General features: G+C 62.7%; 8 protein-coding genes (1 of these 8 cut by a window edge). 2 read left to right on the top strand and 6 right to left on the bottom strand.

The genetic code is table 11. The features are described from left to right. The 6 genes from ABNQ40_RS34475 to ABNQ40_RS34450 form a co-directional block, all read right to left on the bottom strand. Positions 1-86 carry the start of a hypothetical protein gene (locus tag ABNQ40_RS34475; RefSeq protein WP_391349596.1) on the bottom strand. 991 nt of this gene lie to the left of the window's left edge, so only the first 86 of its 1077 coding nucleotides appear in the window; the start codon lies at positions 84-86; its stop codon lies beyond the left edge, outside the window. Positions 87-138: 52 nt separating this feature from the next. Continuing rightward, positions 139-1014, bottom strand: a complete 876-nt coding sequence (locus ABNQ40_RS34470) for a protein NO VEIN domain-containing protein (RefSeq protein WP_391349594.1) — start codon at positions 1012-1014, stop codon at positions 139-141. A 19-nt stretch (positions 1015-1033) separates the two neighbouring features. Continuing rightward, positions 1034-2929, bottom strand: coding sequence for a DEAD/DEAH box helicase (locus ABNQ40_RS34465; protein ID WP_391349593.1), 1896 nt, complete (start codon positions 2927-2929; stop codon positions 1034-1036). Next, entirely contained in the window at positions 2926-4248 is a 1323-nt protein-coding gene (locus ABNQ40_RS34460; RefSeq protein WP_391349591.1) for a hypothetical protein, read from the bottom strand. The genes ABNQ40_RS34465 and ABNQ40_RS34460 overlap by 4 nt, the downstream gene beginning before the upstream one ends. A 2-nt stretch (positions 4249-4250) precedes the next feature. Continuing rightward, positions 4251-5093, bottom strand: coding sequence for a hypothetical protein (locus ABNQ40_RS34455; protein WP_391349590.1), 843 nt, complete (start codon positions 5091-5093; stop codon positions 4251-4253). 243 nt (positions 5094-5336) lie between these two features. Further along, positions 5337-7775, bottom strand: a complete 2439-nt coding sequence (locus ABNQ40_RS34450) for a HigA family addiction module antitoxin (protein WP_391349588.1) — start codon at positions 7773-7775, stop codon at positions 5337-5339. A gap of 738 nt (positions 7776-8513) precedes the next feature. Between ABNQ40_RS34450 and ABNQ40_RS34445 the strand changes: the two genes are divergently transcribed. Beyond that, positions 8514-9689: a DNA cytosine methyltransferase gene (locus ABNQ40_RS34445; protein ID WP_391349586.1), complete on the top strand. Its 1176-nt coding sequence runs from the start codon at positions 8514-8516 to the stop codon at positions 9687-9689. Between the two features lie 4 nt (positions 9690-9693). After that, positions 9694-10000, top strand: a 307-nt coding sequence (locus ABNQ40_RS34440) for a DUF4928 family protein (protein ID WP_391349584.1), incomplete at its 3' end; no start/stop codon positions are given.

Below are 10000 nucleotides of genomic sequence, written 5' to 3'. Positions count from 1 at the left end.
GCGAGGCTGCACTTCAACTCTTCGACGAGGAGGAGATCGATGTCACGTTCCGTGGCATGGGTGAGGGTCAAAAGCTCTGAAGTCATTTAGCGAACTCAATATGGTTCTGAATGGTCGTGCCCGGGCGTCGCGATCCGCCTACCGCTCGCTCGGCACCCAAAATGCGGGATCGGGAACAATGCCGCTCCTCATCCAAACTTCAGGAGGCGGCCGAAATTCGGCCGACTCGCTCCACCGAAAGCTGTTGGACTCGAGAGGAGCGAGCGCCCGAAGCGAGGCTCCCGGAAGCTCTCTGATCTCTTCAACGTGAGCCGGGCCGATTGGACCGCGCACCAGCGCGCCGGTCGAGAACACCACCTGCACCAGCCTCCACTCGGTCCCAAAAAGACGGCTTTTGTCGAACTCGTTACGACTGACATGCACGCCCCCGCATGTCCGGCGAACAGCGGCCTTTACCTCCAAGCGGTCCGTCCGGTCGGCCGTGCGGAGCTCGATGTCGTAGCCGTAGGCATTCGAGATGAGCGCGACGTGGACGGGGCGGCGGCCGGCATGCCGAAGCGCCGCTAGGACGATAAGTTCAGCAGCGTCTCCCAGGCGCTTGCGAACGTCCTCCTCGGAAGGAGCGACAGCGCGCTGGTGCGCTTCGATCAGCACAGCGTCGAATTCGTCGCCGAGCCATGCGAGCGCCGCCAGGTCGGACGCGGGAATGTACTCGCGGGCGACCCGGCCCCCATTGACCGCAACCCGAATCCAGGAAGGCGGAGCCCGCTCAAGGAGGACGTGCGCAATGCCGACAAGGGTTGGGAAGTCGGCTTGGTCGTTCAGATGGATAAGCTGCGCAGCCGGCGCAACAGCGGGTTCGCTGCGCGCGAGATTGAGCGCCACGAGCCCCTTCGCCGTTCCCTCAAGGTCAAGCGCGTGCGCCATAATGGTCGACTTCTCCCGAGCGGAGACGACCCACTCAGCGAGACCGAGCCGGGGATTCAAGCGCGCGCTGTAGACCAGCAGAAACACCGCGAGGCAGCGGCCGCGGCTAGGAAGCACGTCGCGCGGCCTTCGCGAAGTGAGCGGCGACCGCTTGGAGGTCGTCCGCGTGCGCGGGCGGGCCTCCTTGCCCTTCGTCGGGCTCTGGCAACGCCACCTGCACCAGTCCCGGATCATCCATAAGGCGCGCGAGAGCGGTCACTTTGTCGCGAAGTCGCCCATCGACGGCGACGTCGATCGTATGAGCGCTCATCAGAAGCGTGAACCGCGTCATGGCGTCCGGAGCCAAGCCGAGGCGATGGATGCGGTCTTGGCTTTGCAAAAAATGCCCGGCGTTGAAGCTGCGGTCGAGATAGACGGCGTGGTGACACCAATGATGCAAGCTAACGCCCTCTCCGCACGCGGCCGGATTGGCGAGAAGCACGCGGCAATCGGGGTCGTGGCGGAAGCGACGGAGCTCGTCCTCGCGCGTGACCTGATTGACGGGCGTGCCGTCGGAAGACGGCACGCCGCCGTGGATCATTGCCGGTTGATGATCTTCAAGATGCCTGTGCAGAACCTTGAGGTTCCGGACGAAGTTCGACCAGATCAGCACTTTCTCGCCGCGCGATGCGGCGGTGGCGACAATTCTCGTCGTCTCCTCATACTTCCAGGGAGTCTCGTAGAGATTGTACGTGTGAAGCAGATCAGCGAGCTGCTCGTCGCCCTTGAGCGCAAGCGGCGGGTGGGCGAACCCTGGATCATCGCCGTCATCCGAGCCCGCGGTCAGCAGCATCGGATTCGTCGCGGCCTCGAGCAGATACATGACGATCCGCCCCAGGTTCTGGAACTCGTGCCGGCTTCGGCTTCCGAGCGCAAAGGACGAGTGGTAACGTCCGACGAGAGCTTCGTAAATCGCCTTCTGGAGCGGCCTCATTTCGCGTTGCACGACGCAAAACCGCGTCGGCGGCAGGTCGAGTTGCGATTTGGGCGTCCGAACGAAATAGCGGGAAACGGCCGCGTGCGTCTCCCGAAGCACCTGAGGATCACGGCCGTCGCGCTCGACGTAGGTCGAACGCGGCAGGATTTGGCGGTCTTGGCCGGGGTATAGAAACCGCATGAGTGCGACGAGGTCGTACGCTCCTTGCGGTGCTGGCGTGCCGGTCAAAACATCGCGACGCTTGGCGGCGTAGGCGAGGTCGAGAACCGCGCGGCCGTGGACGCCCGCCGCTCCCTTCTTCACGCGGTGAGCCTCGTCCAGGATCACTTGCGTCGGCCGATCGGCCGCAAACGCTCGGATGCGATCGTAGTCCGAGGCCACGCGATTGTAGTTGGTGAGCAGAATGTCGGCATCCTGCGGAATTAGCGTTTCCGGTCCGCCGTGAATGACCACCTTCGGCCCTGGCGCAAGGCACTCCTGGGAGTCTTCGGTCCACGCGCCGAAGGCTGCGATGGGAGCAATGACGAGCAGACGCACCACCCGTCCCCGCGCTCGGCTCAGCGCGAAGTTCGCAAGCCCCACGGTGGTTTTGCCGGCGCCCGGAACGGAGAAGTCGGCGGCATGCGGCAGTCTTAGGACCGCTGCGAGGTTGCGAAGCTGGAATGGCTTCAGCTTTCGTTTGAAGCCGGCCGCTTCGAGTTCAGCGGCAAGCGCCTCGAGGTCATAGCCGTCGCTTGCCGCAAGCGCGGTCTCCCGCGCCCGGCGATCGCTCGCCAGCACGCGCAGCTGCGCCTCGATGTTGGGGCCCAACGAAATCTTCTCGCTGAACAGCGCGCGCACGTCGCGCAGCACGTCGAGCTCGGCCATAAAGACGTCGGCGCGAACGTCCGAACGCGAGGGCGAGCCCCCGACGATGCCCCGAGCGAACGCTTCCTGAAGCCGGGCCCACGCCCCGGCGTTGGTCTCCGGCCGGCGCTGCATGATGACGATAGGCCGCCCCGCGTCGTAGAGCTCAAGCTCAATCATTCACGCCGCTCCAGCTTGGCGACGACTGCCTTAAGAGAGGCGACGTTCGCTTGAAAAGCGTCCTCGTCCCATTCGTCGAATCGGCGCGCCTTGGGGAGCGCGGCGAGCGCCCGCTCCCCATCCTTGATCGCGTTGACGACGCGATCGACGGGCGTCTTGAGCGCTTCAAGGTCCTTCTTCTCTTCTAGCGCCTCGCGCGCGGCCGCGGTGACAGCGCTCCGGATCGTGCCGAAAAGATCGCCGACCACGGCCGCTTGGCCGTCTGCGAGCCGCACGACCTCGTCGAGTTTTTTCTTCGCGAGAAACGACAGAACGTCCGTAAGCCCCGTGGGCGCATCATCCCCGCCCAACAGTTCATCCAGAGCGTCGCCTCCCTCGACGTCCTGACTCGCGGACTCGACGGTGCGGAGCAACGGCTGAAGCGCGGGGTCCGCCTCCATTTCGCGCCGCACGAGGTCGGCCGCGTCCTGGCGGCGCAAATTGCGCAGATCGCGGTAGTTCACGCCGGCAAGGGTGCCGAGGTAATAGGTTGATCGGACGCTCTCCGCCTCCTCCTTCGGCTTGTTGCGAATATGCTTCGCGAGTTCGTCGAAGGCCGACTCGTTGTCGTTGAAGTCGACATGATGGCGCGTGCCGTCGGAAAGCGCGACGAGTTGATGAAGCTGCTGGAGCTTTTCATAAAGGTTGCGAACGTCGTTGACGTCGCGGTGCATTTTCCGCGCGACCCGATCCCAGCTCTTGCCTTCTCGGTTGAACAGCTCTTCGATGAGAAGCGCCTCGTTCACCCACGAATAGTCTTCTTTGAAGTCCCGCGCGACCTGAAGCTCCGTCTCAAGATCGAGGAGCTCGGTGGGCGTCGCGTCCCCAGGCAGCACGAGGCAGCGGACGTACCGGGCCTGCGCATGCGAGTCGTCAATGAACAGGCTGCGAAGCGCGGCCGATCGCCGATTGCCGTTGATGAGCACGCCTTCCGCGGTGACGACCGCGGGCTCCTGCTGCTGGCGTTCCTTCAAATCCTCCTTAAGGAGAGCAAACCCTTCCTGCGAACGCAGGATTCCATACTGCGCCTCCTGCGCCTCAGGCCCCAAAGGATCGGCCGAGAACAGGTCGAAACGCCCCGACTTCTGCATTTCGCGGAGCTGCTCGGCCTTCGTTCGGTGATTGAGGGTCGAAAAGCGGACCCACGTGACCTCAAGCTCGACGAGGGGCAGCTCCTTGTCATACCGCGGCCAAGCCGGCAGAAGAGCCGTCTTCGGCGCGGACTTCCGACGGGCCTCAAGGAAAGCGACGCGTTCTTGATCAAGTACGGGATTGGTCATTTTTAAGCTCTGAATGTGGTCGATCGACCGGGGCCGAACCGAGCCGTCAAGGTGGTCCTCAGGTCGCCGCCGCGGCGCTGGAAGCCGACGTAGCCGGTGAAGGTCGACGCGCGCTCGTCGCTGATTCCGAACATCGACAAAAGGACCGCAGGGAAGCGCAAACGGCGGCTGCCGTCCCAATTCCACTCCGTTCCGCCCGCCGTGCGCTCCGGCATGACGTAAACGCACGGCGGCGGAATGCGCATGCCGTCGACGGTGATCGAGTGGTCCGCTTTGGGGCAGGGCCTGTGCTGTGTGCCGCAAAGATCGTTGTGAAAGATGATGCCGTCGATGGCTCCCGGGAGTTCCGAGAAGAAGCGTTGCCGCAGGCGATTCACGCCCTTGAGAATGTGCGCGCCGGGCTCGGCGGCGAGGCTTGGGCACAGCCACCAAAGGTAGGTCTCCCGCGCCCAATCCGGCACGCTCCAGCGAACGCTGCTGTGCGCTCCATCGGGGCAGCCTTTCTGGATGACGGCTATGTCTCCGAACTGAGGGATCGTCAGTCGGTAGACCGTGTCGTCTCCATATTGCGGCCGTTCAAGCTGTGAGACGATGCCACGCACTTGCATCTCTTCGAACAACGCCGCCAAGAACCGCCGCCGCGAGGCGTTGCTGGCGGCGCTGCTGCCTCGCAGGCGTTCAATCGCAGCGGGGAGCGCGCGGCGATACTCGTCCGCGGACAGTCCTTGCGAAGAAAGATAGGCCTCGTTTTGCGCGAGCGCCGACACGACTTCGGCAACGCGCGCGACGACCTCCTCGGGCGGTGCCCCCGCATGGCGGCAAGGTGCCGCCTCGTCTCCCGCCATCGCCGTTGTCCTCCTTCTTGATCCTCGTTGATCATCAATAAAACGTTCGGTAAATGCAACGCTGTGTCGAAGCCTTCGCCTCCAGCCCAACTCACGATGTTTTCAGAGCAATGATCCGAAGGCGGCGAAAACGACGAAGCGGCAATCAACAGCGCGCGTTCCGCCGAGAAAGGCCGGCGGCGCGGCGGCGTTGTTCCGGTCTGACGATGCCGGTGTTGTGGGAGCGGGCATCGCCAGACCACGCTACGCCGCGACTTTGGTTGCGAACACGCAGGGCTCGCCCGTCGGCGGCGCGGCCAACACCGGCCACCAGAACGGATAGCCAGACCAATTGAGTTCGCGCGTGCCCGTTTGCTGCAGAAGGACCAACGCGGGATTCCGCCGGGACGGATCGCGCAAAATCTCGCGCAGGCGGGTGCCGACGATCGACACGCCGGATTTGTCGCCGGACAGCGCCGCGTCGAGTTGCCGGCCGGTCTCGACGTACAGGTCCACCTTGTTCCGAGGAACGCGCTTGTTCCGGGGAACGCGGCCGTAGAATTGAAGAAGGGCCTTCATTGCCTCCCAATCGAACGTCGCGTCAGCGACGTCAAGGCTGCCTTTGATCGCTTCCAGGAGGCTGTTGGCCGTTTCAACATCAATCTCGACGGCGCTGCCTTTCGCGGGCATCTTCTGGATCAATGTCCGAACGGCCCGATCGGCGGCTGTGGCGCTCTTCGCGCTCGTGGTTTTGAAGCGGGTTGGCAGATAAAATCCTCCCGGGCGCACGGCGACCAGATCACTGAGCTGCAGCTTGTCCGGCGCGCACGCCCGCACCTTGCCGGCTGCGTCGGCCTGGATGAAGACCACTCCTTTGTCGTGCGCGCCGGCCTCGAACGCCTCGCGCAGCGCCGTTTCGAAACTGTTGATCGTATACATGCGATCGTAGACCGCGGGCGAGGTGTAGAAACGCGTCACGGCCACGTCGGCGCGCGCCCGATTGCCGTACATGCGCGAGTGCTGGAGCACGGTGTCGGCCTGCGTCGTCTGCGGGTTCCGCCCGTAGTAGAAGGCAATAAGATTCGGGATTGTGATGCCGCGGTCGAGAATGCTGCCGCCAATGAAGATGTTGAACGACGTGCGCAGCCTCAGCTCGGCATTGTCGTCGAGGAGCGCGAGCACGTCCTTGTCGGAGTTGACCGTCTCCCGCACCACCTCGTCGCCTTCGAACGCCTCGAGGAACATTTCGAGCGCCGACTCGTGGTCGGGAACGAGCCCGCCGTTCGCCGTTATGGAATTTTTCAGGTCCGTGTAGGCCTTGTTGAAGACAGCCGTCACGCTCGTCGTAGGCTTGCCCGCTGCCCGCGTGATCGCGTCGACGATCCACTCGACGACCTCCTCCTGCCACGAGTGTGCGGCCTTTTGGGTATCGTTGTGGATGACCATAGCGTACTTGGTCCGGCGCTCGCCCGCTTCACGTTGCTGCCACTGGCGGATGCATACGGCCAGCACGAACGTGACCACAGCGCGCACAAGACCTGCGGCGTTGGACGTTTCCAGAACGTTTGACGGCTTTATGCGTCGTCTGTCGGCCGAGCGCAACGCGTCCTGCTCCTCATGGGGAACCGGAACGAACAGATGATCTTCAACCGAGCCCGGCGCGCGTGGGCCGAAGTAGGTGTCGCCGCCGACGTACCCGTCATGCCTGGGCAAAAGCACGGTAAAGGCCGGCTTCATCGGTTTGAAGACCGGATTGCTGTTTTGATCGAGGTAGTCCTCGGGTTGAAGATACAGCGAGTAAGGCGTGGCCGTGACTTGCAGGAACGCCGTCGATCTGGTGTTGTGGCGGAACTCGTCAAGCTTTTCGGCGATTTTCCCTTGCTCGATCCGACTCGGTCCTGGTCGTTTTACGAAGCGGATGCTCGCCAGGTCGGCCTCGTCATCGATCAAGAGAACGGACGCTTTGGCCAAGTCGGGATAGTCCGTGTCGAACAGACGGTTCAGGCGCTCCAGGTTGTCCACCTGCTTTTTGGCGACGATGATCAGCTTCTTTTTGAGATCTCCGCGAATCAAGCGTCCGGGCGGCTTCATGATGTCGAACACGAGGATCTCGTCGTTCTCGATCTCCTCCGCGAAGTCCGCCCCGAGGCGAGCAACCGTCTGCGCGGCCAGCGTCTTCGTGCCCTTAGTGAGAATTACGGCGACGTCGTAACCGCGATCAAAAGCTTTGGCGGCCACGCCGATGAAGGCCCGGGTTTTGCCGGACTGGATGCGCCCCAAGAGCATGCCGGGCCGTTGCTCGGTCGTGCTCGAGGTTTCAAGGTTATAAACCACCTCCTCCACGCATTTGCGGAGCTTGGAATCGTCGTTCCGCCGCGCCGCCAGGCGGGCGTAAAAGCCGAGGCGAGCGCCGCCGTGGCCTTGCGCGACGGGCAAGTTGGTCAACGCGTCGTTCAAAAGCTTGCGACGCTCATTCAGATCGGACGTGATCTGCATTTTGAGCCAAAAGCCGGGCTCCAAGCCGAAGTGGCGGCACAGGCGCAGGTCGGTGTCGGCCGTGACCTTCCGTTTGCCGAGAATGATTTCATTGATGCGCCGTGGCGGAACGTCGATTGCGCGCGCCAATGCGTTTTGGCTGAGGTTGCGCGGCTCCATGAACTCATGAAGGAGCACCTCGCCGGGACTCATGGTTTCAGCAGGCATCCCCGCCTCCGTAACGTCATGCGTTATACCTATAACGCATGACGTTACGGAGGCAAGCCTTTTCTGTCGAACGCCGCGCTTGGGCGCTCGGCGGCCCTGTTGCTTCAAGGTGGAAAGGATGGTCGCCAGCTCAATGTCTAGACGGAAGCGGCGTGTTGCAGCGAGGCGAGCGGGGCAACAGATCGCCCCGGCATCACCCTTGATCAGGCGATGCGGACGGAGTTCGGGCGTCCAAGGCCGAGCATACGGTTGAGGACCGCGACGCCAATGCGACCTCGGTGGCCGGTGGGCGCTCCGGAAACGGCAAGGATTGGTTTCAGCACCCAAATCCTACGGCCGCTCAACGGATGCCGTTACACCCGCCAACCCTCATGAATTTTCCTGGTTAGCTGGCCCATGTCATAGGAACTGTTGCGCCACCGCCGCCTTTATGGAGAATTAGGAGTTGCCGCCAACTCCGTGTTGGTGATGCCGTTTGGGGCCGCTGAAGTCGCCGAATGGTCCTCGTGCTTCTATTTTTCCGTTGATTATGGCGCCAAATTGGCGCCATATGTGCGGCTATGTCCAATGACGACGAACACCGCATTAATCTGAGACTGCCGCCGGAAATTTTCCTGGCCATCGACCAGCTGCGCAAAGCCGGACCGGGGAAGGTGTCGCGGAACACTTGGATCGCTCAAGCAATAGAAGAGAAGATTGCGCGCGACAGCATGGGTCATGGTGACGGGGGTTGCACGAATGCCTAGCTTCTACGAATTCTTCGCGGGTGGTGGCATGGCCCGCGCCGGGCTAGGCGAACATTGGACATGCCGTTTCGCGAATGATTTCGACGACATGAAGGCGGCTGCATACCGGTCAAACTGGGGCGACGAGCACCTGCTCGTTAAAGACGTCAATTCTGTGAAGCTGGATGAACTCGCCGGCCGAGCCGACATGGCGTGGGCGTCGTTCCCCTGCCAGGACTTGTCGCTGGCGGGCAATTACGAGGGCATCGGCCGCCCCGACTCCAAGGCGCAGACGCGATCCGGCACGTTCTGGCCGTTTTGGAGCTTAATGCGCGGCTTGGCCCAGGAGAATCGCGCGCCTAGGATTATCGTACTCGAGAACGTCTATGGCGCGCTGACCTCGAACGAGGGAAAAGATTTCAAGGCCATCGCGTCGGCCTTCTCGGGCGCTGGTTATCGTTTCGGTGCCATGGTGATCGACGCCAGGCGTTTTCTTCCGCAGTCCCGCCCCCGGGTGTTCGTCATTGGCGTTCGTTCAGGGGTGGTCGTGCCCAGCAGCTTGGTGAGAGAGGATCCCCATCCGGCCTGGCACCCGGCTGCCCTCATCAGTGCGCATGCCATGCTGTCGAAGGAAGCGCGGCGCCGGTGGATCTGGTGGGATCTTCCTGAGCCGGACGTCCGCACCAGCCGATTCGCTGACATCATCGAAGAGAACCCAACTGGCATGGTTTGGCACACCGCTGCCGAAACCAAACGACTGGTTTCGATGATGAGCGCGGTCAACTTGGCCAAGCTGGATAAGGCGAAGAAAGCTGCCCGCCGAATGGTCGGTGGCGTTTACAAGCGGACCCGGAAGGACGAGTTCGGCAACAAGATTCAGCGTGCTGAAGTGCGGTTCGACGATGTAGCCGGGTGCTTGCGCACACCCGCGGGCGGATCATCGCGGCAGCTGATCCTGGTCGTCGATGGTTCAAACGTCCGCTCGCGACTCCTATCGCCCCGCGAAGCCGCGCGTCTAATGGGATTGTCGGACACCTACAAGCTGCCGAGCAATTACAACGACGCCTACCATCTCGCGGGTGACGGAGTCGCTGTGCCAGTCGTCCGCCATCTGTCGGAGCACATCTTCGAGCCGATCCTCTCCGCGAATGCCGAGCAGGAAATCGGTGTCACGATGGCCGCGGAGTGAGTGAATGATAGAGGAACTGACCCGGTTCGCCGCTGAGAACCGGTTCAAAACGAAGGGGCCATTATCGGTGGCCCTGGTGGTCACGGACCATGCGAAAACGAGGGGGCTCCCACTGGAGCCCACAACTCTGATCACCGATCGGAAAGGCCAAGTGCTGGGCCTTGGTAAGGCCAAGGTTCAAAGCATTCTGGCCCGGCATGGCATCGAGCGCGTTCTCGCGGAGGAGGCGGGCCGGACGAGCCGTGGCAGCATGGGCAACATGGAGACCTACGTCGCCTTCCTAAACGAGCTCGCCGCGGCTGGCCCCGTCG

This window comes from Azospirillum sp. A23, assembly GCF_042938965.1.
Lineage (GTDB): Bacteria > Pseudomonadota > Alphaproteobacteria > Azospirillales > Azospirillaceae > Azospirillum > Azospirillum melinis.
This window is presented reverse-complemented; position numbering and strand designations above follow the sequence as displayed.